Below are 25,362 nucleotides of genomic sequence, written 5' to 3'. Positions count from 1 at the left end.
TACGCGCACAGGGAAGGGACCGTCCCCTCGGGGGCCGGTCCCTTCCCTGTGCGCCGGTGGCAGCGGCCCGTCAGCCGCTGTGCTTGAGTCCCAGGACCTCCGAGGCCGCGAAGGTCTCGTTCGGCGGCCGGTCCGCGTAGTACGGGGAGAGCACCTCGTCCAGCTCCTCGTACGAGAACACGGTCTTCGCGGTGTCGAACTTCGCGGCCACCCTGGGCCGTTCCACGACGGCGACCATCCCGCCGTGCACCACGAGCAGTTGCCCGTTGACCTGGGCCGCGGCCGGGGACGCGAGGTAGCCGACGAGCGGGGAGACGTGCTCGGGGGCCAGCGGATCCAGCTCGCCCGCGCCCGGCTCCTGGAATCCGGCGAAGACGTCCTCGGTCATCCGGGTCCTGGCGCGCGGGCAGATCGCGTTGGCGGTCACCCCGTACTTGCCGAGGGCCAGCGCCGTCGACGTGGTCAGCCCGACGACACCGCCCTTGGCCGCCGCGTAGTTCGGCTGGCCCGCCGAGCCTGCCAGGTACGCCTCCGAGGAGGTGTTGACGATCCGGCCGTAGACCGGTCCGCCCGCGGCCTTGGAACGCTCCCGCCAGTGGACGGAGGCGAAGTGGGTGGTGTTGAAGTGGCCCTTGAGGTGGACCCGGATCACCGAGTCCCACTCGCTCTCGCTCATCGAGAACACCATGCGGTCCCGCAGGATGCCCGCGTTGTTGACCAGGATGTCGAGCTTCCCGTAGGTGTCGACCGCCAACTGCACCAGGGCGCGGGCCTGTTCGTGGTCCGCGACGTCGCCGAGGTGGGCGACCGCCTGCCCGCCCGCCGCGCGGATCTCGGCGGCCACCTCCTCGGCGGGCGCGGCGGACGCCTCGCCGGAACCGTCGCGGCCCGGCTGGCCGAAGTCGTTGACGACGACACTCGCGCCGAGCCGGGCGAGTTCCAGCGCCTCGGCACGGCCGAGGCCGCGGCCGGCCCCGGTGACGATCGCGGACAGGCCATCGAGTGGCAAAGACATGGACCAGCTCTCCTTACGGGTCTCCGGAGCCACAGGTCTCCGGTTACGGCGTCTCCGTTACGGCGTCTCCGTTACAGCGCTACCGGCTCTGAGGACCGGCGCGGCTCGGATCTCACGGATCCCTCGGATCCCTCGGATCTCACGGATCTCACGGATCCCTCGGATTTCACAGATCCCTCAGGCCTCCTCCCAGATCCCTCGGATCCCTCGGATCCCTCAGATCTCGATGCAGGTGCGCAGCGCCTCGCCCGTACGCATCTGCACCAGCGCGTCGTTGATCCCGGCGAGCGGCACCCGGTGCGTGATCAGCCCTTCGAGGTCGATGCGTCCGGCCCGCCAGAGCGAGATGGCCCGCTCGTAGGAGCGGACGACGTCCCCGCCGCCGTACATGGAGGGCAGGATCCGCTTCTCGTCGAAGAACAGCTCGAACATGTTGAGCTGGAGGAAGTCGTCCATGGCGCCCGCGCCGACCACGCACAGGGTGCCGCCGCGCCGGGTCGTCTCGTACGCCGTCCGGGCCGTGGCCGACTTGCCGACGACCTCGAAGACGTAGTCGAAGCCCTCCCCCGCCGTGATGCGCTGCTTGGCGTCGGTCAGCGCGTCCGGGGCGATGGCCTCCGTCGCGCCGAACTTCAGCGCGGCCTCCCGGCGGGAGGCGACCGGGTCGACGGCGATGATCTGGGAGGCGCCCCTGAGCCGCGCGCCCTGGATCGCGGAGATGCCGACGCCGCCGCAGCCGATGACCGCGACCGACGAACCGGCCTGCACATCAGCGGTGTTGATGGCGGCGCCGAGCCCGGTCGTGACGCCGCAGCCGATGAGCGCGGCGATCTCGAACGGCACGTCGTCGGGGATGGGCACCGCGCACCCCGCGCCCACGACGACCTCCTCGGTGAAGGTGCCGGTCCCGGCGAATCCGAAGACATCGCCGCCGGGGCGCTTGAAGTTGGGGGTGCCCGCGTTCATGAACCCGGCGAGGCACAGCTCGGTCTGGCCGCGCTTGCAGGCCGGGCAGATCCCGCAGGCGGGCAGCCAGCAGAGCACCACCCGGTCGCCCTGGCTGAGACCCGTGACCCCGTCGCCGACGTCCAGGATCTCGCCCGCGCCCTCGTGGCCGGGGACGAACGGCGCGGGCTGCGGAAGCACCCCGTTCATCGCGGAGACGTCCGAGTGGCAGAGCCCGGTGGCCCGGACCCTGATCTTGACCTTGCCGGGGCCGAAGCCCACCGCCTCGACGTCGTCGTGGACCTCGAGCTTCTCCTGGCCTATCTCGTGCAGTACGGCTGCGCGCATGGTGCGGCTCCTCACATACGGCTACTTCTGGTGGGTCAGTGGTGTGTGACGACGGTGCCGGTCAGTGGTGCGTGACGACGGTGCCGGTCAGTGGTGCGTGACGACGGTGTCGGCGAGGACCGGCGCGTCGTCCCGTTCGACGGCCGAGACGACCACCTGGACACGGCCCGGCGACTCCCACATCCGGAGCCGGAGGGTCTCGCCGGGGAAGACGACACCGGCGAAGCGGGTGGTGTACGAGTCGACCCGGGCGACATCGCCGCCGAGCACGGTGTCGACGACGGCCTTGAGCGTCATTCCGTACGAGCAGAGCCCGTGCAGGATCGGCCGGTCGAACCCGGCGAGCTTGGCGAACTCCGGGTCGGCGTGCAGCGGGTTCCAGTCGCCGGAGAGCCGGTAGAGCAGGGCCTGGTCCGGGCGGATCGGGCGCTCCTCGGTGCGGTCGGGCGCCCGGTCGGGGAGTTCGAGCCGGGCCGAGGGGCCGCGTTCGCCGCCGAACCCGCCCTCGCCCCGTACGAAGATCTGGGAGTCGCTGGTCCACAACGGGCCCTCGGCGTCACTCACTTCGGAGCGCAGCACGATGACGGCGGCCTTCCCCTTGTCGTACACCGCCTGGACGCGGGACGCGGAGACGGCCGTGCCCTCGACGGGGATCGGCCGGTGCAGGACGACGGTCTGCCCGCCGTGCAGGACGGCGGCGAGGTCCACCTCGATCCCGGGTGCGGTGAGGCCGCCCGCCAGGGCCGTGCCCGCGCCGGCGACCGTGGCGAAGCTGGGCAGGACGTGCAGCCTGGACTCCAGGGTGTAGCGCAGCTCGTCGGCGTCGGTGGCGGGCAGACCGGCGCCGACCCCGAGGTGGTAGAGCTGGACGTCCTTGTGGCCCCAGGTGATCTCGCTGGAGCGAGGTTCGGCGGCAACGGCCTCTGCGGCATCAATGGGCATGGGGCGAGGGCTCCTTGACGAGGGAAAGACCTCGGTGCGACCGTCCGCACCGTCAGGCGCACCGAGGTCGTACGGGACCGACCTCCGGCGCCCTTTGTAGAACGCGTTCTAGGCCGATGACCCCATGTATAACGCACCCCTCAGCACTTGTGAAGACTCCTGACGCCACGTCAGATCTCTGTCGGACCTCCGGTCGGCCGTGACATTTGTCCCGGCCGGGTCCGTACATGCGCATCTGCCGCGCGGCCCGGCCCGCTCCGTAGCGTGGGGGTCATGACGCAGACAGCAGACACCGGCCCCGCGGTGAGCTTCACCGGCGCGGTCAAGACCTTCGGCGCGGTACGGGCCGTGGACGGCGCCGATCTGGAGATCCACCGCGGGGAGACCGTCGCGCTCCTGGGGCGCAACGGGGCCGGGAAGTCCACCACGATCGGACTGCTACTCGGGCTCGACCAGCCCGACAGCGGGCAGGTGCGGCTCTTCGGCCGGACGCCCGAACAGGCGGTACGGGCCGGGCTGGTGGGGGCGATGCTGCAGACCGGGCAGCCGATCCCCCGGGTGACGGTGCGGGAACTGGTCGCCTTCGTCGCCAGTACGTACCCGCGCCCCCTCCCGGTGTCCGAGGCGCTGGACATGGCGGGCCTCGCCGAGTTCGCGGGCCGCCGGGTCGACAAGCTCTCCGGCGGCCAGACACAACGGGTCCGGTTCGCCGTGGCGCTCGCCGGGAACCCGGAGCTGATCGTCCTCGACGAGCCGACCGCCGCGCTCGACGTGGAGGCCAGGCGGGCGTTCTGGGACTCCATGCGGGCGTACGCGCGACGAGGGAACACCGTGCTCTTCTCCACGCACTACCTGGAGGAGGCCGACGGCAACGCCGACCGCATCGTGGTCATCGACCGGGGCCGGATCGTCGCGGACGGCAGCGCCGAGCTGATCAAGCGCTCGGCGGGCGGCAGCCTGGTCTCCTTCGACCTGGCGGGCCGGGGAACGGAAGGGCTTCCGCTGCTGCCCGGCGTCACCGCCGTGGAGATCCGCGGGGACCGGGCGTCGCTGCGTACGGACGACTCCGACGCCACCGTCGTCGCCCTCGCGGAGCTGGGCGCGATCCGCGGACTCGCGGTCGCCCCGGCCACCCTGGAGGACGCCTTCCTCCGCCTCACCTCGCACGAACCCGCCTCGCACGAACCCGCCTCGCACGAACTCACCTCGCACGAACCCGCCCACGTACCCGGCGAACCCACGAACGAGAGCGGGCACGGAACCGCGCCCCGACCCCAGAAGGCGGACGTCTGATGCTGGAGTACATCAAGCTCGAAGTGCGGCGCACCCTGCGCGACACCGGATTCGTCGTCTTCGGCGTGGGGATGCCGGTGATGATGTATCTGCTGTTCACCAACATCGGCCCCACCGACTCGGCGTCGGCCGCCTGGCGGGTCACCTCGATGGTCGGTATGGCCGCGTACGGAGCGCTGGGCGCCGCGCTCGGCGTCGGTACCGGCGTCGCCTCGGACAAGTCCCTGGGCTGGCTGCGGCAGTTGCGGGTGACTCCGCTGCCGCCCTCCCAGGTGGTGCTGGGCCGGGCGATCGCGGGTTCGGCGACCGTACTGCCGGGCATTCTGGCGGTGCTGCTGTCCGGGGTACTGGTCAACGGCGTACGGATGGACGCCTGGCAGTGGGTGGTGCTCGCCCTGCTGCTCTGGATCGGCGCACTGCCCTTCACGCTGCTGGGCATCGGCAACGGCTACCGGCTGACCGCCCAGACGACGGGCGTGGTGAACGTGGCCTGTCTGATGGGGCTCGCGATCGTCGGCGGCCTGTGGTTCCCCGTCGACGCCTTCCCCGGCTGGCTGCGCTCGGTCGCCCGGTACACACCGACCAACCGGTTCGCCGAGCTGGGCTGGTCCACCACCCACGGCAGCGCGCCCGGTCCCGGTACGGTCGCGGTGCTGGTGGCCTGGCTCCTGGTGTTCGGCACGTACGCGGTGATCTCGTACCGTCGGTCCGCGAGGACCGTGTGACGGGAGAGGCGATGGGCGAGAAGCTGAACGGGCCGCGTGGGCCACGTCGACCGCACGGGCTGCGCGAGGGGTGGAAGCGGCACAAGGAGCGGCTGAAGGAGGCCGAGGAGCAGAAACGTCCCGGCCCGCCGAACGCCTTCGCCCTGCTGCCGTGGCTGCTGCTCGGCCTGGGCAGCTTCTCCAACCTGATCGGCGGCGACGCCCCCAACCCGTGGATCGGCGGGGCCGGGCTGCTGGCCTTCAACTCCCTCTACGTCTCGGTGGCGTTCCGCGCCTTCGACCCGGAGAAGCGGAAGAGCCACGTCACGCTGTACCTGCTGGGTCTGATGGCGGCCATCACCTACGGCCTGGCCCTCGGCTACGGGGACAACTGGCTGCTGTTCTTCCCGCTGCTCTCGCTGGCCATCGGCACCACCCTGCGCGACCGGCAACTCGGGCTGGCACTGGTGGTGGTCGCGGGCTCCGCGGGTTACATCTCGGGGCAGGAGGGGCACAGCCCCTGGGACCCCTGGACGCTCGGCTACGGCACGTTCATCTCCGGCGCGGTGACCGCCGCGGTCCTGACGCTCTCCGAGACGGTCATGGAACTCCGCTCCACCCGGCAGGAGTTGGCCCGTTCGGCGGTGGAGCAGGAGCGGCTGCGTTTCTCCCGCGATCTGCACGACCTGCTCGGCCACACGCTCTCCGTGATCGTCGTGAAGTCGGAGGCCGCCCGCCGGATCGCCCCGCGCGACATGGAGGCGGCGCTCGGTCAGATCTCCGACATCGAGACCGTCGGCAGACAGGCCCTCACCGAGATCCGCGAGGCGGTCACCGGGTATCGCGACGCGAGCCTGGCCAGCGAACTCGACCGGGCCCGTTCGGCGCTCACCGCGGCCGGGATCGAGCCCGTCGTACGGCAGTCGGGCCCGCCGCTGGCGCCGGAGAACGCCGCGCTGCTCGGCTGGGTCGTCCGGGAGTCCGTCACCAACGCCGTACGGCACAGCGGTGCCACCCGCTGCCAGATCACCGTGGACGGCGGAGCACCCGAACGCGTCCGCCTGGTGATCAAGGACAACGGTCGCGGCGTAGGCTCTACGCCACCCGGCAGCGGGCTGAAGGGTCTGACCGAACGCCTCGCGGCGGCCGGCGGATCCCTGGAGGCGGGCCCCGGCCAGCGGTCCGGTTTCCGGCTGGTGGCCGAACTCCCGGCCGACGCGGCGCCGGACCGGGAAGAACCGGCCGGGTGAGCCGGTGGAAGTGGAACAGGGAGAGCAGCGAATGATCCGAGTCCTCCTCGCCGAAGACCAGGGAATGATGCGGGGTGCGCTCGCCCTGCTCCTCGGACTTGAGGAGGACATCGAGGTGGTCGCCCAGGTGGCCACCGGTGACCAGATCGTGCCGGAGGTCCTTGCCTCGTCCCCCGATGTGGCGCTCCTGGACATCGAACTGCCGGGCCGCAGCGGGCTGGACGCCGCCGCCGACCTGCGTACGGAGGCCCCCGGCTGCCGGGTGCTGATCCTCACCACCTTCGGCCGGCCCGGCTATCTGCGCCGTGCGATGGAGGCGGGGGCCGCGGGATTCCTGGTCAAGGACGGGCCGGTGGAGGAGCTGGCCGCCGCGATCCGCCGGGTGCTGGCCGGGGAGACGGTCATCGACCCGGCCCTGGCCGCGGCGGCGCTCAGCGCGGGACCCAGTCCGCTGACCGCCCGCGAGTGCGAGGTGCTGAACGCCTCGGTGGACGGGGCGACCGTCTCGGACATCGCGGGCAAGCTGCACCTCTCGGAGTCGACGGTCCGCAACTACCTCTCGTCGGCCATCGGCAAGACGGGGACCCGTAACCGCATGGAGGCGGTGCGGTCGGCCCGGCAGCGGGGCTGGCTGTAGCCGGAAAGCCTTCCCGGCTACAGCCCAGTTAGCCCAACAGCCCAGGGTGTCCAACAGCCCTGGGGGCCCGGCGGCCCCCGCGGTCAGTCGTCGGACGGGCTCGCTGCCGCCGGGCTCGGTGCGGCCGGGTCCCGTCGCTCGTCGGCCGGGCCCGACGCCGCCGGGCGCCGGAGGATCGGGCCCGAGGCCCGCGGCATCCACAGCAGCATCAGCACCACCGCCCCCAGCAGGATGAACCCGCCCCACCGGAACGCCAGCCCGTACCCCGCGGTCAGTGCCTCGGCCCCGGTGCCGCCCCGGCTGCCGGACGCGGCGACCGTGGAGAGTACGGAGAGGCCGAGCGCACCACCCAGCGTGCGGGCGGTGTTGACCAGCCCGGAGACCAGACCCGCGTCGCCGGGTGCCGCGCCGGAGGTGGCGAGCGAGGCGAGCGGTGTCATGGCCAGTCCGGCGCCGAGCATCATCAGCATGCCGGGCAGCATGATCGAGACGACGTACGTCCCGTGCGCGGTCATCGTCGACTGCCAGCCGAACCCGACGGCGGTGATCAGCGTGCCGACGACCGCCACGTGCTTGGCCCCGACGCGCGCCATCACCCGCGGCGCGAGCTTGGAGCCCGCGACGACGCTCAGCGAACTGGGGATGAGCGCCAGCCCGGCGACGAACGGCGAGTAGTGGAGCACGTTCTGGGCGTAGAGCGTCATGAAGTACCACATGCCGAAACTGCCCGCACCGCAGATGAACATCGCCGCGTTGGCCGCGGCCACCGAACGCACCTTGAACAGTTTCAGCGGCATCAGCGGCACCCGGGTGCGCGCCTCGACGGTCAGGAACAGCCCGATCAGCACCACTCCGGCGAGCAGCGGCACCAGCGTCGCGGCGGCGGTCCAGCCCTCGGCCTCGGTCTGCACGATGCCGTACGCGAGTACGGCCGTGCCCGCCGTCACCAGCACCGCCCCGGGCAGGTCGAGCCGCCGGGCGCCACCGGCGCGGCTCTCGCTGATCCAGCGGGCCGCACCGACCAGGACGAGCGCGCCGACCGGCACGTTGATCAGCAGGACCCAGCGCCAGGACAGCGCGTCGGTCAGCGCGCCGCCGACGAGTCCGCCCGCGGCGCCACCGCCCGCGCCGACAGCCGTCCAGGTGGCGATGGCCCGTGCGCGGGCCGCGCCCTCGGGTACGGCCGAGGTGAGGATCGTGAGCGTCGACGGTGCCAGTACCGCGGCGCCGAGCCCCTGCACGGCCCGCGCGGCGAGCAACTGCCAGCCCTCCTGGGCGAGTCCGCCCGCGAGCGAGGCGAGGGTGAAGAGCCCGAGCCCGACGAGGAACATCCGCTTGCGCCCGAAGAGGTCCCCGGCCCGGCCGCCCAGCAGCATGAATCCGGCGAAGGCGATGGCGTACGCGTTGACGACCCACTGCAGCCCGGTGGAACTGAGTCCGAGGCTGCTGCGCATGGAGGGCAGGGCGACGTTGACGACGGACACGTCGAGCACGACGAGGAACTGACCGGCACAGGCGGCGAGGATCACCAGCCAGGTAGATGGCCGGGTGCGGGAAGACCGGGGGCGGGGGGCGGATATGTGGCCGTCCGAGGAGGTTCGCGACATGAATGCCATGTTCGCAGCCGACCGGTGGCCCGTGCATCCGCATATCAGCGCAAGCGCTCTGGTCCATCCGGCCTAGTACCTTCTTCCGCGCAGCCGCCCCCGTCCCGTCACGCACCGGACGACCCGCCGGTCACTGCCCGCTGCGGGCGTCGGCCAGGCCCTGCCACCGCTCCGCGATGTCCGCGGTGGGTGCGGGGAGCTCGAACTGGTCGAGGATCCGCATCACGATGTGGTCCACGATGTCGCTGATCCCGCGCGGGATGTCGTAGAAGGCGGGCATCGGCGGAACGATGCGGGCCCCCATCCGGGAGAGGGCGAGCATGTTCTCCAGATGGATCTCGCTCAGCGGTGTCTCCCGGGGCACGAGGACCAGCGGGCGGCGCTCCTTGAGCGTGACATCGGCCGCGCGGGAGATGAGGTTGTCGGCGAAGCCGTGCCGTACCGCCGCGAGGGTCTTCATGCTGCACGGGACGATGACCATGCCGGCGACCGGATAGGAGCCGGAGGAGATCGTGGCCCCCATCTCGCCGAACTTATGTGTCACATCGGCGAGTTCGGCGAACTGCCTGCTGGTGCGGGAGGTCTCCACCTCGATGGTGGAGCGGGCCCAGGTGCTCAGGACGAGATGGGTCTCCACCTCCGGCACCTCCCGAAGGACCTCCAGCAGCCGGAGAGCGATCGGGGCCCCGGTGGCGCCGGTGACTCCGACAACGAGCCTGATGGGTACGTGGGTGGGGGTGGGAGTGGGGAGGGTCACAGCGTGCTCCTGGTGCGGGCATCGGGCGGAGGGGGTGGGACGGACCGGCCGGGGAGGGGAACCGGACCGGCCGGACCACCCTGCGGATAGGGGACGGACGGACCGGCCGGACCGGCCGGGGAGGGGAGAGCCACTGCGGCCTCCCCTCCCCTGTGGCGCGGGCCTACAGCGGCAGGACGCCCGCCCAGCGCCTGCGCAGGTCCTCGCGGGTCGCGTCGTCGACGCGGTTGGCCGCCGGGTACTGGTCCTTCCACGCGAACGGCTTGGTCGCGTCGATCAGCACGATGCCCATCCCCAGGTCACCGGCGGCGCGCTTGTCGGGCGACAGTCGCGGGTCGATGGCCGTGGTGGGCGCCCGCAGCACCTGGAGGGACTCGGACGGGTCGACGCGGGTGAACATCGCCCACAGGACGTGGTTGATGTCGGTGATGTCGATGTCCTCGTCGACCACCACGAAGTACCGCTCCATCCCGCCGGTCCGCTTGCGCCCCGCCGCCGCGAGCAGCGCGTGCATCGCGTCGCCCGCGCCGGTCTGCTCGATGGAGACGACCATCATGAGCTGCCGGGCGTAGGCCCACACGCCCTTGATGTTCTGCACTCCGGAGGCTTCCAGGTGGTCCCAGGTCACCGAGGCCGAGTACAACGGGACGGCCTGGTCACCGGCCGGGACGGTCGGGAGCATGGGCGGGGCGCCCAGGATGATCGGGTCGTCGCGGTGCATGATCCGGGTGACCCGGACCACGGTCTCCTGGCCCGAGTGGGTGTAGTAGCCGGTCCACTCCCCGAACGGGCCTTCCAGGACGGACTCCTCCTCGACCGGCGGCATCTCCCCCTCGATGACGATCTCCGCGTACGCCGGGACCGGGAGGTCGCTGCCCGGCGCGTACAGCACCTCGACGCCTTCCCCGCGGAGCCCGCCCGCCAGGTCGTACTCCGACATCCCGGACGGCGCGGCGATGGCCGCCGCCGTCGAGAGGATCGGGTCCTGGCCGACCACCACGGCGATCGGGCAGGCCCGGCCGCGCTGCCAGTACTTCTCGGCGATGGCCTTGGCGTGCCGGTTGCCGAGCATCCAGAGCGAGAGCCGGTCCGGGCCCTGGACACAGGCCCGGTACGTACCGACGTTGACCCAGCCGCTGTCGGGGTCGCGGGTGATGACCATGCAGGCGGTGCCGATGTAGCGCCCGCCGTCCCCGTCGTGCCACTGCGGCGCGGGGAAGACCCCGAGGTCCACGTCGTCGCCGACCAGGACGTTCTCCAGGACCGGACCGGTGGCGACCTCCACCGGCGGGACCGGTTCGAGCCGCTTGCTCAGGTCCTTCCAGGCCCGCACGATGTCCAGCTTCCCGGTGGTGGGCGGAAGCCCCAGGGCCACCGCGGTGCGGGCCGCCGTCCCCATGAAGTTGGTGAACACCCGGTGCCCCGCCGGGAAGCCGGGGATGTTGTCGAACATCAGGGCGGGGCCTTCCTTCTCCGCCATCAGTTCGGTGATGCCGCCGATGTCCAGATCCCGGTCCGCGCCGTCGATCCGGAGGACCTCGTCCTTCCCCAGGGTCTCGGTCATGTGGTCGATGTAGTGCCGGAGATCGCGGAATGCGCTCATGTGCCGTCGGGAGCCGGGCGGTGTACCCGGGTGCTCCCGTCCTCCTCTTCCACCGCGAGGATCCGGACCGGCCCCGGCCGGGGGCAACGAGTCGGGAAGCGAATGCCGGTTTTCACGCGAGATAGAGTCGGGATGCATGGAATCCATCGATCTGCAGCTCATTCACGCACTCAGAATCGACGGACGCGCACCGCTGCGCCGGATCGCCTCGGTACTGGAGGTCTCCGACCAACTGGTCGCCCGCCGCTACGCCCGGCTCCGCGAGACGGCCGGGCTCCGGGTGGTGGGGCGGCTCAACCCCCGGCCCGTCGGGCAGACGGTGTGGGCGCTGCGCCTCCAGTGCGTCCCCAGCGCCTCGCTCGGTCTGGCCCGTGCGCTGGCCGAGCGGGACGACACCCGGTGGGTCCAGCTCGCCTCCGGCGGGACCGAGATCATCTGTCACCTCGCGGTGCACGGCGACCGGGACCGGGACGCGCTGCTGATGGACCGGATCCCGGCGAGCCGCCGGGTCACCTCGATCACGGCGCACCGCATGCTGAGGCTGTTCAAGGGCGGCCCGACCACCTGGGACGGCCCCACCTCCGCACTGAGCCGGCAGCAGCGGGACGCCCTCGCCCCCGCGTACCCGCCGCCCGAAGCCCAGGCGCCTCCGGTGGAGCTCACGGATCTGGACCAGATCCTGCTCACCGCGCTGACCCGGGACGGCCGTACGCCGCACGCCCAGCTGGCCGCCGAGGCCGGCTGCCACGAGTCGACGGTGCGCCGCCGCATCGCCCAACTGCGCACGGCCGGGGCGCTCTTCTTCGACCTGGACATCGACGAGAGCGCGCTGGGCAGCCCGGCGGCCACCGCGATGTGGATGGCGGTACGCCCGGCGCAGCTCGCCGCCGCGGGCGCCGCGCTGGCCGGTCACCCCGAGGTGGCGTACGCGGCGGCCACCACCGGGCGGACCAACCTGCTCGTCAACGTCCTATGCCCGGACGACGAGCACCTCTACGCGTACCTCTCCGACCGCATCGGGGCGCTTCCGGGCGTCGACACGGTCGAGACCGCCCCGGTGATCCGCACCCTCAAACGGGCGGGCGCGGTGGCCCGCAACCGGGGTCGGTCGGAGGGCAGTCGGAGCGAACGGCCGGGCAAGCGGCCAGGGGAACGGCCCGGTGGACAGCCCGGCGGACAGCCGTAGGGCCTGACCGACGGATCATGGCCAGGGACCCTCGGTGCCCGCCGCCCGGTCACCCCCGCCGCAGCATCGTCACCACGGCCGCCCCGCCCAGCCCGATGTTGTGCGCGAGGCCCACCCGCGCCCCGGAGACCTGCCGGGCGCCCGCCTCCCCGCGCAGCTGCCACACCAGCTCCGCGGCCTGTGCGAGGCCGGTCGCGCCCAGCGGGTGGCCCTTGGAGATCAGACCGCCCGAGGGGTTGACCACCCACCGGCCGCCGTACGTCGTCGCCCCGCTCTCCACGAGCTTGCCGGACTCGCCGTCCGGGCACATCCCCAGCGCCTCGTACGTCAGCAGCTCGTTGACCGAGAAGCAGTCGTGCAGTTCGACGACGTCCACGTCCTCGATGCCGAGCCCGGACCGCTCGTACACCTGGCGCGCCGCCGCCCGCGACATCGGCCTGCCCACCGCATCGATGCACGACCCGGAGGCGAAGCTCTCCTCGGTGTCGGTCGTCATCGCCTGGCCCGCGATCTCCACCGCCTTGTCGTGCAGCCCGTGTTCGACGACGAACCGCTCCGACACGACGACGGCCGCGGCCGACCCGTCCGAGGTCGGCGAGCACTGGAGTTTGGTGAGCGGCCGGTGGATGGTCTTGGCGGCGAGTATCTCGTCGACCGTGTAGACGTCCTGGAACTGGGCGCGCGGGTTCTCCGCCGAGTGCCGGTGGTTCTTGGCGCCGACGGCGGCGAGCTGGGCCGCCGTGGTCCCGTACCGCTCCATGTGCTCCCGGGCCGCGTTGCCGAAGATCTGCGCGGTCGGCGGGGACATCTCGAAGCCGTGCCCGGCGGCCATGATCCCGTAGTGCCGGGCCACGGGCGAGGTCTTGAAGTCGCCCCCGTCGGAACCGCCGCCCAGCGCCCCCTTCTTCATCTTCTCGAAGCCGAGGGCGAGCACGCAGTCGCTGACACCGCCCTCGACGAACTGCCGCGCCATCATGAGGGCGGTGGACCCGGTGGCGCAGTTGTTGTTGACGTTGTAGACGGGCACCCCGGTCAGCCCGAGTTCGTACGCGGCCCGCTGCCCGGCGGTGGACGCCTGGAAGCAGTAGCCGACGGGGACCTGCTCCACCTGCCCGTAGTCGACACCCGCGTCGGCGAGCGCCTGGGTGCCCGCTTCCTTCGCCATGTCCCAGTACTGCCAGTCACGGCTCTCCGGCTTCTCGAACTTGGTCATCCCGACGCCGACGATGTACGCCTTCATGGTTCCGCCTCCCGGTCCGCTGCCACCATCCAGTTAACTGACGGATCGTCAGATACTTCGATACTGGCAGCGGGAGGCGGCCAACGGAAGGGGGAGAAGTCCTCGGCGTCGCTGATGTACGCGACCCACTTCGCATCCCGCCGCGCGAGGCAGCACCCCCCAGCACCCTCTGCCCCGCGCGCCGCTCCCCCGCCCGGTCTCACGGATCGCGCGGCAGCCCGAGCAGCCGCTCCGCGACCACGTTGAGCTGTACCTGCGTGGTCCCGCCCGCGATGGTCAGGCACCGTGACATCAGGAAGCCGTGGACGGCCCGCTCCGCCGGTCCTTCGCCCACCGCGCCCGCGGGTCCCAGCAGTTCCAGGGCGAGTTCGGCGACCTTCTGCTGGTGCGGGGTCTGCACCAGTTTCCGCAACGAGGCGCCCGCGCCGGGTTCCAGGCCGGAGACCTGTTGCAGAGTGGTCCGCAGGCCGATGCAGGCCAGGGCATGGGCCTCGGCGGCGAGCAGGCCGATGCGGGCGACGGTCGCGCCGTCCAGCGTGGCGGACCGGGCGATCAGTGCTTCGACACCCGTACTGAAGGTCAACTGGTCGGCCATGTGCACGCGTTCGTTGCCGAGCGTGTTGCGGGCCACCTTCCACCCGTCGTCCACCTCGCCGACCACCGCGTCGTCGGGCAGCAGGACGTCGTCGAAGTACACCTCGTTGAAGAGCGCGTCCCCGGTGATCTCCCTGAGCGGCCGGATATCGATCCCGGAGGCCCGCTTCATGTCGACCAGGAAGTAGGTGAGCCCCCGGTGCTTGGGCGCCTCCGGGTTCGTACGGGCGAGCAGGATCCCGTAGTCGGCCCACTGCGCCGCCGAGGTCCAGACCTTCTGGCCGTTGATCCGCCAGCCGCCGCCCTCCACCCGCTCCGCGCGGGTCCGCAGCGAGGCCAGGTCCGACCCGGCGCCGGGCTCCGAGAAGAGCTGGCACCAGAGCAGGTCGCCGCGCAGGGTCGGGGCGAGGTAGCGCTCCTGCTGCTCCGGTGTCCCGTGGGCGAGCAGCGAGGGCACCACCCAGGTGGCGATGCCGAGGTCACTCAGCTTGACCCCGGCCGCCTTCAACTCCTGCTGTACGGCGAGCTGTTGTACGGGTCCGGCGCCCAGCCCGTACGGCTCGGCCAGGTGCGGCGCCGCATAGCCGGTGGGTGCGAGGGCGCGGCGGGCGGCGGCCGGGTCGAGGCCGCGGGCGCTCTCGACGGCCGTGCGGGCCTGTTCGCGGTACGGCTCGGCCTCGGCCGGGAGTTCCAGCCGCAGTTCGCGGCGTGCACCGGCCGCCGCCAGCCGGACGGCCCGCGCCCGGTGCGCGTCCCCGGCACCCAGCAACTGCCGTGCCACCAGGGCCCGTCGGAGGTGGATGTGGGCGTCGTGCTCCCAGGTGAAGCCGATTCCGCCGAGGATCTGGATGCAGTCCTTGGCGCAGCTGTACGCGGCGTCCAGCGCGGCCCCGGCGGCCAGCGCGGCGACGAGGCCGCGCACCTCGGGGCGGTCGTCGACGGCGCGGGCCGCGTCCCAGGTGAGCGCCCTCGCCTGTTCGACGCGCAGCAGCATGTCGGCGCAGAGGTGCTTGACCGCCTGGAACTGCCCGATGGGGCGGCCGAACTGCTCGCGCACCTTGGCGTGTTCGGTGGCGGTGTGCAGCGCCCAGGCCGCCGTGCCGCAGGCTTCGGCGGCGAACAGTACGGCCGCCAGGTCCGTCACCAGGGTGTCGTCGATCGCCAGCATCCGGTCGGCGGGTACGGCGTCGCGCACCCGCACCCCGGCGGTCGGCCGGGTGGGGTCCACGCCCTGCTGGACCTGTATGTCCAGCGCGGCGGCGTCGACAGCGGCCCATCCGCCGCCGTACCGCAGCACGACCAGATCGGCCTCCGCGCCGCCGAGCACGGGGTCGCCCTCCGCGCCGGGCGCCACCGCGCCGGTCCACCGGCCGTCCGCGAGCGGCGCGGCGAGGTCGGGGCGGCCCGCCCGGTGCAGTACGGCGGAGGCCAGCACGGTGGGCAGATACGGGCCGGGCAGCGCCGCCCGGCCCGCCTCCTCCAGGACGACGGCCAGGTCCGGCAGCCCGCCGCCCCCACCTCCGTACTCCTCGGGCAGATGCGCCCCGAGGAGGCCCTGCCCGGCGAGAGCGTCCCAGTAGGCGGGGCGCCCCGGGGTGCCGGGTGGCGCGTCGAGCAGTTTGCGTACCTCTTCGGCCGGTGCCTCGCGGGCCAGCAGGCCCCGTACCGCGTCGGCCAACTCCCGTTGTTCCTGCGTGATTCCGATGCCCATGCGCAGGCAGACTAGAACACGTTCCAATCTGACGGAAGGTCAGATACGAGTCGAATACCGAGGCCGCGGCGGGTGATACAGATCACGCCGTACTTATATGGCGTTTACCGGAATACCCGGACCCCTCCGGAAGCTTTCATGATGCACCCACTTACGCCTCCGGAGGCTTCGCGAATGGCACAGGCCGGACATTCCGCCCATAGCACTCAACTCAGTTCGAGCACGGGGAATTCCATCCCCGGGATCACCACCGAGGAAGCGCGCACCCCCCGTGGCCGGGGCGGCATCGTCCCCGTCCTCGCCTTCGCGGGCATCGTCGTCGCGGTCATGCAGACGCTGCTCGTCCCGGTCATCAAGGACCTGCCGACCCTGCTCGGCACGGCCCCGTCGAACGCCACCTGGGTCCTGACGGCCACGCTCCTCGCGGGCGCGATATCCACCCCGATCATGGGCAGACTCGGCGACCTCAACGGCAAGCGGCGGATGCTGCTCGCCAGCCTTGCCGTCATGGTCGTCGGCTCGCTGATCTGCGGATTCACCGACAACTTGCTGATCATGATCGTCGGCCGTGCGCTCCAGGGCTTCGCGATGGGAGCCATCCCGCTCGGCATCGGCATCATGCGCGACGAACTGCCCCGCGAGAAGCTCGGCTCGGCCATGGCACTGATGAGCTCGTCCATCGGCGTCGGCGGCGGGCTCGCCCTGCCCGCCGCTTCCCTGGTGGCCCAGCACGCCGACTGGCACGCCCTGTTCTTCGGCGCCGCCGGTCTCGGTGTCGTCTCGATGCTGCTCACCGTGCTCTTCGTACCGGAGTCCGAGACCCGCGCCGAGGGCAGCTTCGACCTCCTCGGCGCACTCGGCCTCTCCGCCGGTCTGGTCTGCCTGCTGCTGCCGATCACCAAGGGCTCCGACTGGGGCTGGACCTCCGGCACCACCCTCGGGCTCTTCGCCGGAGCGCTCGCCATCCTGCTGCTGTGGGGTGTGATGGAGCTGCGGATGGCCGCCCCGCTGGTCGATCTGCGCACCACCGCCCGCCGCGAGGTACTGCTCACCAACCTGACTTCGATCATGGTCGGTGTCGCGTTCTACGCGATCTCGCTGGTCCTGCCGCAGCTGCTCCAGCTGCCGAAGTCCACCGGTTACGGCCTGGGCCAGTCGATGGTCGTCGCGGGTCTGTGCGTGGCTCCGCTCGGCATCACCATGATGTTCACCGCGCCGCTCTACGCCAGGATCGCCGCGAAGTACGGCCCCAAGGTCTCGCTGATGATCGGCATGCTGATCATCGCGATCGGTTACGGGGCGGGGCTCGCCCTGATGAGCGCGCCGTGGCAGACCATCATCGTCTCGGTCGTCGTCGGCGCGGGCATCGGTCTCGCGTACTCCTCGCTCCCGGCCCTGATCATCGGCGCCGTGGACCCGTCCGAGACGGGCGCGGCCAACGGCCTGAACACGCTGATGCGGTCGATCGGCACCTCGGTGTCGAGCGCGGTGATCGGCATGGTGCTCGCGCACACCTCGGTGGCCATGGGCCCGGTCTCGGTACCGAGCATGAACGGCTTCCGTACCTCGTTCATGATCGCCACCGGTGCGGTGCTCATCGGTCTGGTGCTCGCGGTGTTCCTGCCCTCGCGCAAGCGGACGGCCACGCTGTCCCGGCCGGTCGCCGTCGGCGACGAGACCGCCGCACCGGCCACCGCCGCGGGCCTCACCGGCTCCACCGACTTCACCGGTTTCCGCGGCTTCCGCGGCCGGGTCCTGGACGCCGAAGGCGCTCCGGTTCCGCGTGCCACGGTCACCCTGATCGACCACCGCGGGCGGCAGGCGGGCATCACGGTCGCGGACACGGCGGGCGACTTCGCGCTGGCCGCGCGGTCGGCGGGCACGTACATCCTGGCCGTCACCGCGGCGGGTCTTCCGCCGCTGGCCACCCCGGTCTCGTACACGAGCGTGGACGAACTGGTGGCGGTGGACCTCCGACTGGGGGCCACGGTCCCGGCGGGCGTGACGCACTGACAGCGTGATCCGTACGGGACGCGTGATCCGTAGGCGCGAGGTGTGATCGGTACGCGTGAGGTGTGATCCGTAGGCGACGGGGAGGGGTTCCCGCGTAGAGCCGGAATCCACGCCCCACTACCATGGGCCGACCCGACCCGCCGCCCCCTCCAGGAGGACCCCATGGCCGCCCCCACGCCAGAGACCCTGGCCGCGTTCGAGGCCGCCAAGGGATTCATGCCGGTACGCGAAGGTCTCGCCCTGTACGAGGCAGCCGCCGAGGCCGCCTCGCTGGGCCTGCCCCTCCTGGAGGTCGGCACCTACTGCGGACGTTCCACCCTGCTCCTCGCCGACGCGGCCCGCGCCGGATCGGTGACCGCGATCACCGTCGACCACCACCGCGGCAGCGAGGAGCAGCAGCCCGGCTGGGAGTACCACGACCCGACGGTCGTCGATCCCGAGGTCGGTGTGATGGACACGCTCCCGACCTTCCGCCGCACCCTGCACCGGGCCGGACTCGAAGACCACGTGATCGCGATCGTCGGCCGCTCCCCGCAGGTCGCGAGCGCCTGGGGCGGCCCGCTCGGTCTGGTCTTCATAGACGGCGGCCACACCGACGCCCATGCGAGCGGCGACTACGAGGGCTGGGCCCCGCACCTCGCGGACGGCGGCCTGCTGCTCATCCACGACGTGTTCCCCGACCCGGCCGACGGCGGCCAGGCTCCGTACCGCGTGTACCTCAGGGCCCTCGCGTCCGGCGCGTTCACCGAGGTCTCGGCGACCGACTCCCTGCGGGTGCTGCGCCGCACGGGTACGGGGATCTGAGCATCCGGACAGGCCCGACGGACAGGCCGGATAGGCTCGCGCCGTGCTGTACGACGATGACGACCTCCAGTCCTCGGCCCCGCGCCGCCTCCATAAATCTCCCTGGGTGATCGCGGGCACCGCACTCGTGGCCTGTCTGGCCGGATGGCTGGTGTGGCACACCACGAACGGCCCCGGGGACGAAGCTGCGGCGAAGGTCGTGCCGCAGCCGAGCCGTTCGTCGGCGGAGGCCACGCACGCACCGAGTGCCTCCCCCGGCCGGACGGCCGGAAGCACCCCGAAAGCACCGAAGCCCACGCACTCCAACTCCGGCTCCGGCTCCGGCTCCGGCTCCGGCTCCGGCTCCGATGACGACAAGCCCGCGGGCAGCGGACCGCTCGCCGGCAAGGTCGTCGTGATCGACCCCGGACACAACCCGAACAACTACCAGCACTCGGCCGAGATCAACCGCCGGGTGAACATCGGTAACGGCACCACGGAATGCGACACCACGGGCACCTCGACCAACGGCGGTTACGCCGAAGCCAAGTTCACCCTCGATGTCTCGCACCGGCTGCGCGCCCTGCTCGAAGAACAGGGCGCACGGGTCACGTTCACGCAGGACGGCGACCGCGCGTTCGGCCCCTGCGTGACGGAGCGCGCCGACATCGGCAACAAGGCGCATGCCGACGCCGCCGTCTCCGTGCATGCCGACGGCTCGGCGGTCGGCAACCGCGGCTTCCACGTGATCCTCCCGGCGCTGGTGCAGTCCGGTACCGCGCACACCAAGGGGATCGTCGCCCCGTCCCGTGACCTCGGCACCCGTATCGCGGGGAACTTCGTGCGCGACACCGGAAGCGCGCCCTCCAACTACATCGGTGGCGGTACCGGGTTGGACACCCGAGGCGATCTCGGCGGACTCAATCTGTCAACCGTGCCCAAAGTGTTCATCGAATGCGGCAATATGCGTGACCCGAAGGATGCCACTCTGCTCACGAACGGAAGTTGGCGCCAGAAGGCCGCGCAGGGGATCGCGGACGGCATCAGCAGCTTTCTCCACGCGGAGTGACGAGACCCGCCACACGACCCGCCGGAACAGACGATAGATTCACTCCTACGATGGGGAGCCACCCCCGAGCTCCGCGCCGCCCCGACGAGCCCACCTACGAAGGATTTTTACGTGAACATCCGCTCCCTCAGTCGAGGCGACGGCGTGGTGATCGGAGCAGCGGTGGTGCTGTTCATCGCCTCGTTCCTCGACCTCACCTCGTACGGCCGCCAGTGCAGTGGCACTTACTGCGCCAACCTCAGCAACCCCAGCGCCTGGGATTCGCTCGGGGTACTGATGAGCATCTACCTGGCCGGAGTCATCGGGGCGGTGCTGATCATCGTGGCGCGCGCGCTGCCGCAGCCCCGTAAGGTCGCCGGGCTGGAGATGGGCCAGTTCGGCGTCGCGTTCAGCATCTTCGCCGCGTGGACGAGCTTCTGGGGCCTGGTCGACTCGTCGAGCCGCGGGGCGGGCCTGGTCCTCGGGTTCATCGCCTCCCTGGTGCTCGCAGCCGCCGCGGTCGCCACTCCGCTCCTCCCGGCGCTCAAGTCCCCGCTGATGAGCACTCCGCATCCGCCGGTCGCGCCGTCGCCGTACGGCGCGCAGGCCGGTGTGCCCGGTCAGGGCTACGGCTACCCGGGCGGCCCGCAGGCCCAGCCGTACGGTGTCCAGCCGCAGCCGGGGCAGCCGCAGCCGGGGCAGCCGCAGTCGTTCGGCGGCCAGCCGGGTCAGCCCGGTCAGCCGCAGGCGTCGCAGCCGCCGGCCACCCAGCAGGCCCAGGCGCAGCCCGCTTCGGGCGGTGCCACCCCGGCCGGGGACTTCGCACCGTTCTGGTTCGCGGTTCCGGTCGCCCGCCCGCTGTACGCGGAGGACGGTTCGCCGACGCCCATCGCCGAACTGGCGCCGGGCACCTGGTACCTCGCGGTCGAGCAGCGCGGTTCCGGTCTGATCGCGCAGACGCAGGACGGCCGTCGTGGCGTCCTGCAGGACACGACGGGCATCCAGCGCGGCTGATCCCGCTCCGTCGTCCCACGGCCCCCCGCCCCCTTCCGGGCGGGGGGCCGTTGCCTTTACAGTCGCCTGACACATTGACCTGACGCTCCGTCAGAATCGTGACAGCCGGGAGGACTTCACCATGCGCCTAGGGCTCACTCTCGGCTACTGGGGCCGCGGCCCCACCCCCGGACATCTCGAACTGGCCCAGGAGGCCGAGCGGTTGGGCTACGACTCGGTCTGGACGGCCGAGGCCTGGGGCTCTGACGCCTTCACCCCGCTGACCTGGATCGCGGCGCACACCTCCCGTATCCGGCTGGGCACGGCCATCGCGCAGATGGCGGCCCGTACCCCGACCGCGACGGCGATGCAGGCCCTCACCCTGGACCACCTCTCCGGCGGCCGGATGATGCTCGGCCTGGGCCTGTCCGGCCCCCAGGTGGTGGAGGGCTGGTACGGCCGCCCCTTCCCCCGGAGTCCGCTCACGGCCACCCGGGAGTACGTCGACGTCATCCGCCAGGTCCTCAGGCGCGAAGGCCCCGTCGAGCTGGACGGCCGCTTCCACGCGCATCCGTACCGGGGCGAGGACGGCACGGGCATCGGCAAACCGCTCAAGCCGATCACCCACCCGCTGCGGGCCGATCTCCCGGTACTGCTGGGCGCCGAGGGCCCCAAGAACATCGCCCAGACCACCCGCATCGCGGACGGCTGGCTCCCCCTGTACTGGTCCCCGACCCGCACCGACGTCTACGAGGCGTCCCTCGCCGGGCTCCCCGAGAACTTCATGATCGCGCCGATGGCCCGCGCCCAGGTCTGCGACGACGTGGCGCAGGGGCTGCTGCCGGTGAAGGCGATGCTCGGCTTCTACATCGGGGGCATGGGCCACGCGGCGCGCAACTTCCACGCGGACCTGATGGCGAGGATGGGCTACGAGGCCGAGGCCCACCGCATCCAGGAGCTGTTCCTGGCCGGACGTAAGGAGGAGGCGGTGCTGGCGGTGCCGGACGCCTTCGCGGACGAGATCTCACTGGTGGGACCGCGCGGGCGGATCGCGGAACGGCTGGAGCTGTGGCGGGCGGGCGCGGTGACCGACCTGCTGGTGACGGCCCCTGATCCGCAGACACTGCGGGTGCTGGCCGAGCTGAACGCGTAGGCCGCACGGTGCGCCGGGAATCATGTCACCGGCGCACCGGCAGCCGTACGGACACCGGGGCTCGGCCGGTCAGTCGGTGTCCTTCCGCCACATCTTCACGGCGGTCTTCGGATTGCTCGCGGAATTCGAGGTGTGGGCGACCAGGCAGCGGTACTGCTTGCCCAGATAGGCCGCGCGGTCGTTCACCGCGTACTGCCGGTTGACTTTCCACGCCGAGAATCCCGCTGCCATGTGATGTTGCCCTTCGATCAGGTCGGCTCGCTGCCGCCCTGCCGGATCATCCCACGGCGCGCCCGCCGGACCGGCCGGAGGCCTCCGAGGCCGCAAAGGCGCCAGAGACCGCAGCGGCATCGGAGCCCTGAGGGGCCTCGAAGGCCTCAGCCGAACGACGCCCGCTCCAGCCAGAAGTCCAGCAGCTCGGTGTCCCCCAGCACCTCCACCCGATCGCTGTCGGCCGGAAGGCGCCGGTAGAAGACCAGCAGCACGTCCGCCAGCGGCCCCCGGACCGCCACCGTCGCCTTCTCGTGCGCCCGCCGCCACTCGAATCCGTCCTCGGTCAGTTCGATCAGCCACTCCGCGTCCGGCACGTCCGTGGCATGCAGATGGAGGGAGCGCCCGGCGCCCCGCAGCTCCACCGCGTGCGGGTCCCCGGAAGCCGCGGCAAAGGCGACGATCTCCAGCCACTCCTCGATGGTGTCCCCCGCCACCTCTGCGTCGACCTCGAACGCCACCCCGGCCGCCAGTGCCGCGTCCGCCCGGTGGATCACCGTCTCGTGCACCATCCGCCGCGCCCAGAACCCTGAGTGCTGCTCCCCGGCCCAGCTCCACACCTCGACATCGGGTCCCGCCGCACGCAGGGTCGCCACGAGCCGCTCCGCCCCCGCGGCCAACCACGCGCCCAGGGCGGCCGGTTCGGTGTCCCCCGGCCCCGCGGAGTCCGGCACCTGATCGTCCGGGACCACCTCCGAGGCCTTCGTCCGTACGATGACCTCGGCCCAGCGATGCGCGCGGCCCACATGGCGGACCAGTTCCCCCAGACTCCACTCGGGGCAGGTCGGCACCGTCGCCGTCAGGTCGGCGTCCGTGAGTACGGCCCTCAACAGGGCGGTCTCCCGGACGAGTTCGTCACAGTATCGGTCGTGATCCAGAAGCGTCATGGCCGCACTGTAAACACACAGGTACCGAGAAATCCGGCGAATTTCCGGCCGATCCCGGAGAAGGACACAACGGCTCGGTCAAGGGCGCAACGGCCCGGTCAAGGGCGCCCGGCTCAGTCGAAGACGCCCGGCTCGGTCGCGGGCGCAACGGAGAGCGTCGGGCTCAACCACCGGGCAGCAGGCGGGTTTCGGCGGCGGGCATCCCCTTCCTCCACCAGTGGTCGTAGCGGCCGTAGGCCCTGGGGTCACGGTCGGCGAGGAGCCCCGTGAGCGACTCGGCCTCTGCCGCCAGCCCCTGCCAGACCTCCTCCGGGAGCGGGTGGAAGGCACTGGCCTCGATCCCTCCCTCCACGGGACGCCAGACACCGGCGACGTAGCCGTCGACCAGCAGGGTGGGCAGCACGTCGCCGTTGATGCGGGTCACCTGCTTGCGGTACTCGGGCGGGATGACGCGGCTGCGGTCGGCGTAGGCGAGCAGGATGCTGTCCCACATCGCCATGAGCCGGGGTGGGGCCGGGGTGTCCTCGGCCGGCCGTGGCGCACCGGGGACGTCGTACAGCACCGTGCCGTCGGCACCTTCCAGTTGTTCGAGGTCGGTGTCGAGGGCCTGCACCGCCGCCCTGACCCGGGCCTTCTGGACCAGCGCGAACTGCGCCATGTCCGCCACCGACGCGGGCCCGAAGCCCTCCAGGTAGCGGCGGATCAGGGTCTGCAGCCCCCCGGCGGCGGCGTCGGGATCCGCCAGCACCGGCCGGGTGGCAGCCGCGAGGTACGACTGCTGGTTGTCGAACGACCAGGGCCCGCCGACCGGGGCGTGCCACAGCGGTGCGTACTGCCGCAGCATCCGCCAGGTCACCGGCTCTATCGGCACGCCCAGCCGCTCGGCGAGCCAGTCCCGCACCTCGGCGGTGGTACGCGGCCCGTCGGCGTACTTCAGCAGATCCGGGACGACCGCGTCGGCGTCGGCGGCGGTGAGTCCGGACGCCGTGAACCGGGAGTCGCCGAGCCTGGAGCCGCGCAGCGTCGGCTCCACGGCCTCGCGGAAGGCCCGGTAGTCCTCGGCGTGGACCAGGTGCAGCGTGATCCGCATCAGCGTCGCCTTGACCGCCTGGAGTCCGGCCACGGCGGTGTCGAGGTCCGCCGGGTCGAAGCCGCTGAGCCGGTTCCACAGCGCCACGTACGGCGAGGCGGGCTGCTGTGCCTGCAGGGCGACCACCCGTCGCACCCCGTCGGCGACGTCGAGCGACTCCCGGCCGAGCAACAACTGCCGGGCGAGCGTGGAACGGTTGAGGGCGCGTGCGGTGATCACCATGGCGGGATTCTCTCGTCCCGTCGGGCCGCGCGGAAGCCGCGCAAGCCGCGCAAGCCAGTCGTACGGAAACCTCCGCCCCCGGGGACTCACCCGCGAGCGGCAGCGGGCCTGCTGCGGAGTGTCGCCCGCAGAGCCGCTACACGCTCGGCCACAGAAACGGGCGGCGCAGGGCTGACGGCGGACCGTACGGCTCCGGTGCAACCGGCACAGATCCCGCCCTGTTGACCACGCGGCAGCGGATCCCGGCAGTCGGCACACTCCAGCGGCGCGGGGGCAGGTGCGGCGGCGTCCCGGTGGGCCCGTGGCGCGGGCAGTTTGCGCACCAGCCGGTCCGCGAGGATGCCGCGCGCGGTGAACACGACCGGCGGCAGCCCATCGGTCAGCAAGGAACGGGCCTCCAGCTCCGGGACCCCACGTTCGAGCCACGGCACGACAAGCGGTGCCAGCGCGACCACGTCAGCGGCGCTCAGCGCCAACTTCGGCTCCACACGGGCCAGTCGGGACAGAAGGGCGGCCCCACGCCCCACGGCCTCCGCCGACTCCGGGGGCGAACCGGCGCTCGCCGCCACGGGCGCGGGGAGGGAGGGTTCTTCTTCCCGGTTCTGAACCACTGAGTTCTGGACCCCTGAGTTCTGGACCCCCGAGGGGAACGCTCCCGCCTTCCCGCCATCCGCCGCGCCGGTTCCCGCCGTGCCGGTTCCCGTCGTGCCGGTTCCCGTCGGCGCGGGAAGCGGGGCATCCGCAGCCTGCGGCACGTCTGCAGTCTGCGGAGCGTCGAAGAGGTACGTCTCGGTACGCACCTGCCCGGTCTCCGCGTCCTTGACCGTACGGCGGATGTAGTACCCCAACTCGACCAGCTCATCGAGGGCGTTGGCCACGCCACGGCGGCCCAGTCCGGGATTCCTGTCGGCGAGGGTCCTCACGTCCTCCCGCGCCCCGTCGGGCAAGGAGAGGAGGTAGGCGAGAATGCCGCGAGCAGTGAAGCTGAGCCGCCGGTCCCGCAGGACCTCATTGCCCAGCACAGTGAAGGCGCGCGTGCGCGCGCTAAGGTGAATGCGCATCGAAGGTTCC

The 25,362-nt window shown here is 71.7% G+C and carries 22 protein-coding genes; 10 read left to right on the top strand and 12 right to left on the bottom strand.

What is annotated here, in order from left to right; translation table 11 throughout:
• Positions 1 to 70: 70 nt before the first annotated feature.
• The 3 genes from NBY69_RS27175 to NBY69_RS27165 all read right to left on the bottom strand — a co-directional run bounded on the left by NBY69_RS27175 (position 71) and on the right by NBY69_RS27165 (position 3,250).
• Positions 71 to 1,015 (bottom strand): 3-oxoacyl-ACP reductase, encoded by a 945-nt coding sequence (locus tag NBY69_RS27175; protein ID WP_250304341.1) that lies wholly within the window; start codon positions 1,013 to 1,015, stop codon positions 71 to 73.
• A gap of 216 nt (positions 1,016 to 1,231) precedes the next feature.
• On the bottom strand, positions 1,232 to 2,308 hold the full coding sequence (locus NBY69_RS27170; protein ID WP_250304339.1) for a Zn-dependent alcohol dehydrogenase: 1,077 nt from the start codon (positions 2,306 to 2,308) through the stop codon (positions 1,232 to 1,234).
• An 87-nt stretch (positions 2,309 to 2,395) separates the two neighbouring features.
• Positions 2,396 to 3,250, bottom strand: a complete 855-nt coding sequence (locus NBY69_RS27165) for a MaoC/PaaZ C-terminal domain-containing protein (protein ID WP_250304336.1) — start codon at positions 3,248 to 3,250, stop codon at positions 2,396 to 2,398.
• Between the two features lie 273 nt (positions 3,251 to 3,523).
• Here NBY69_RS27165 and NBY69_RS27160 point away from each other — a divergent pair, with 273 nt between their 5' ends.
• Genes NBY69_RS27160 through NBY69_RS27145 form a run of 4 tightly spaced genes read left to right on the top strand, consistent with a single transcriptional unit; the run spans position 3,524 to position 7,134 of the window.
• Positions 3,524 to 4,543 carry an ABC transporter ATP-binding protein gene (locus NBY69_RS27160; protein WP_250304334.1) on the top strand — a complete coding sequence of 340 codons (1,020 nt, stop codon included), beginning with the start codon at positions 3,524 to 3,526 and terminating at the stop codon, positions 4,541 to 4,543.
• Positions 4,543 to 5,268 carry an ABC transporter permease gene (locus tag NBY69_RS27155; protein ID WP_250304332.1) on the top strand — a complete coding sequence of 242 codons (726 nt, stop codon included), beginning with the start codon at positions 4,543 to 4,545 and terminating at the stop codon, positions 5,266 to 5,268. The genes NBY69_RS27160 and NBY69_RS27155 overlap by 1 nt, the downstream gene beginning before the upstream one ends.
• A gap of 11 nt (positions 5,269 to 5,279) precedes the next feature.
• Positions 5,280 to 6,497: a sensor histidine kinase gene (locus tag NBY69_RS27150; RefSeq protein ID WP_250304331.1), complete on the top strand. Its 1,218-nt coding sequence runs from the start codon at positions 5,280 to 5,282 to the stop codon at positions 6,495 to 6,497.
• Positions 6,498 to 6,528: 31 nt separating this feature from the next.
• Positions 6,529 to 7,134 carry a response regulator transcription factor gene (locus NBY69_RS27145; RefSeq protein ID WP_250304330.1) on the top strand — a complete coding sequence of 202 codons (606 nt, stop codon included), beginning with the start codon at positions 6,529 to 6,531 and terminating at the stop codon, positions 7,132 to 7,134.
• 83 nt (positions 7,135 to 7,217) lie between these two features.
• Here NBY69_RS27145 and NBY69_RS27140 read toward each other — a convergent pair whose 3' ends face one another.
• The 3 genes from NBY69_RS27140 to NBY69_RS27130 form a co-directional block, all read right to left on the bottom strand.
• Entirely contained in the window at positions 7,218 to 8,741 is a 1,524-nt protein-coding gene (locus tag NBY69_RS27140) for an MFS transporter (protein WP_250304329.1), read from the bottom strand.
• A 130-nt stretch (positions 8,742 to 8,871) separates the two neighbouring features.
• Complete coding sequence (locus NBY69_RS27135) at positions 8,872 to 9,462, bottom strand: UbiX family flavin prenyltransferase (RefSeq protein ID WP_250304623.1); 591 nt, start codon at positions 9,460 to 9,462, stop codon at positions 8,872 to 8,874.
• 199 nt (positions 9,463 to 9,661) lie between these two features.
• Entirely contained in the window at positions 9,662 to 11,101 is a 1,440-nt protein-coding gene (locus tag NBY69_RS27130; RefSeq protein ID WP_250304326.1) for a UbiD family decarboxylase, read from the bottom strand.
• Positions 11,102 to 11,237: 136 nt separating this feature from the next.
• Between NBY69_RS27130 and NBY69_RS27125 the strand changes: the two genes are divergently transcribed.
• Positions 11,238 to 12,287: an Lrp/AsnC family transcriptional regulator gene (locus NBY69_RS27125; RefSeq protein ID WP_250304324.1), complete on the top strand. Its 1,050-nt coding sequence runs from the start codon at positions 11,238 to 11,240 to the stop codon at positions 12,285 to 12,287.
• 49 nt (positions 12,288 to 12,336) lie between these two features.
• On the opposite strand, the gene NBY69_RS27120 is transcribed toward NBY69_RS27125, so the two are convergent.
• Together NBY69_RS27120 and NBY69_RS27115 are read right to left on the bottom strand one after the other, a co-directional pair.
• A complete protein-coding gene (locus NBY69_RS27120) occupies positions 12,337 to 13,527 on the bottom strand; it encodes a lipid-transfer protein (protein ID WP_250304323.1) in 1,191 nt (396 codons plus the stop codon).
• Between the two features lie 199 nt (positions 13,528 to 13,726).
• Entirely contained in the window at positions 13,727 to 15,832 is a 2,106-nt protein-coding gene (locus NBY69_RS27115; RefSeq protein WP_250304320.1) for an acyl-CoA dehydrogenase, read from the bottom strand.
• A 174-nt stretch (positions 15,833 to 16,006) separates the two neighbouring features.
• Here NBY69_RS27115 and NBY69_RS27110 point away from each other — a divergent pair, with 174 nt between their 5' ends.
• The 5 genes from NBY69_RS27110 (at position 16,007) to NBY69_RS27090 (ending at position 21,822) form a co-directional block, all read left to right on the top strand.
• Positions 16,007 to 17,845: an MFS transporter gene (locus NBY69_RS27110; RefSeq protein ID WP_250304318.1), complete on the top strand. Its 1,839-nt coding sequence runs from the start codon at positions 16,007 to 16,009 to the stop codon at positions 17,843 to 17,845.
• Positions 17,846 to 18,007: 162 nt separating this feature from the next.
• Complete coding sequence (locus tag NBY69_RS27105; RefSeq protein ID WP_250304316.1) at positions 18,008 to 18,649, top strand: class I SAM-dependent methyltransferase; 642 nt, start codon at positions 18,008 to 18,010, stop codon at positions 18,647 to 18,649.
• 43 nt (positions 18,650 to 18,692) lie between these two features.
• Complete coding sequence (locus NBY69_RS27100; protein ID WP_250304314.1) at positions 18,693 to 19,697, top strand: N-acetylmuramoyl-L-alanine amidase; 1,005 nt, start codon at positions 18,693 to 18,695, stop codon at positions 19,695 to 19,697.
• A 111-nt stretch (positions 19,698 to 19,808) separates the two neighbouring features.
• The gene (locus NBY69_RS27095; RefSeq protein ID WP_250304312.1) at positions 19,809 to 20,690 is read left to right on the top strand and encodes a hypothetical protein; all 882 of its coding nucleotides are present in this window, start codon (positions 19,809 to 19,811) and stop codon (positions 20,688 to 20,690) included.
• 121 nt (positions 20,691 to 20,811) lie between these two features.
• The gene (locus NBY69_RS27090; protein WP_250304309.1) at positions 20,812 to 21,822 is read left to right on the top strand and encodes an LLM class F420-dependent oxidoreductase; all 1,011 of its coding nucleotides are present in this window, start codon (positions 20,812 to 20,814) and stop codon (positions 21,820 to 21,822) included.
• Between the two features lie 69 nt (positions 21,823 to 21,891).
• On the opposite strand, the gene NBY69_RS27085 is transcribed toward NBY69_RS27090, so the two are convergent.
• The 4 genes from NBY69_RS27085 to NBY69_RS27070 all read right to left on the bottom strand — a co-directional run bounded on the left by NBY69_RS27085 (position 21,892) and on the right by NBY69_RS27070 (position 25,352).
• On the bottom strand, positions 21,892 to 22,053 hold the full coding sequence (locus NBY69_RS27085; RefSeq protein ID WP_250304307.1) for a carbohydrate-binding protein: 162 nt from the start codon (positions 22,051 to 22,053) through the stop codon (positions 21,892 to 21,894).
• A gap of 146 nt (positions 22,054 to 22,199) precedes the next feature.
• Positions 22,200 to 22,979, bottom strand: a complete 780-nt coding sequence (locus NBY69_RS27080) for a maleylpyruvate isomerase N-terminal domain-containing protein (RefSeq protein ID WP_250304306.1) — start codon at positions 22,977 to 22,979, stop codon at positions 22,200 to 22,202.
• 163 nt (positions 22,980 to 23,142) lie between these two features.
• Positions 23,143 to 24,291 (bottom strand): winged helix DNA-binding domain-containing protein, encoded by a 1,149-nt coding sequence (locus NBY69_RS27075; RefSeq protein ID WP_250304304.1) that lies wholly within the window; start codon positions 24,289 to 24,291, stop codon positions 23,143 to 23,145.
• Positions 24,292 to 24,377: 86 nt separating this feature from the next.
• Positions 24,378 to 25,352, bottom strand: a complete 975-nt coding sequence (locus tag NBY69_RS27070) for a helix-turn-helix domain-containing protein (protein ID WP_250304302.1) — start codon at positions 25,350 to 25,352, stop codon at positions 24,378 to 24,380.
• Positions 25,353 to 25,362 lie beyond the last annotated feature (10 nt).

This window comes from Streptomyces sp. A 4/2, from assembly GCF_940670765.1.
Lineage (GTDB): Bacteria > Actinomycetota > Actinomycetes > Streptomycetales > Streptomycetaceae > Streptomyces.
This window is presented reverse-complemented; position numbering and strand designations above follow the sequence as displayed.